The organism is Shewanella electrica (assembly GCF_022321485.1).
Lineage (GTDB): Bacteria > Pseudomonadota > Gammaproteobacteria > Enterobacterales > Shewanellaceae > Shewanella > Shewanella electrica.
Genome location: NZ_JAKOGG010000259.1, coordinates 1 through 274, shown reverse-complemented (window position 1 = coordinate 274; position 274 = coordinate 1). Strand labels below are relative to the sequence as shown.

1 protein-coding gene is annotated in these 274 nt (G+C 52.9%); it reads left to right on the top strand.

All coding sequences use genetic code 11. The features are described from left to right. A partial coding sequence (locus L9G74_RS24135; protein WP_238898618.1) for a hypothetical protein occupies positions 1 to 274 on the top strand: 274 nt, incomplete at both ends.

Genomic DNA, 274 nt, shown 5'->3' with positions numbered 1-274 from the left:
CCACCTCCCCAGCCGTAGCTCTGCAACCACGTTTCGCCTGCTCTGGGAAAATGGCAACCTCCTGCGATCGGAAGAGACCAAGCAAAATGAGGCCTTCTCTCTAACAGCCAAAGGAAAAGGCCGAGGCACATTGTCGGTGGTGGCAGTGTATCATGCCAAACTCAAAAGCAAAGTCACCTGCAAGAAGTTTGACCTCAGGGTCAGCATAAGACCAGCCCCTGAGACAGCCAAGAAGCCCGAGGAAGCCAAGAATACCATGTTCCTTGAAATCTGC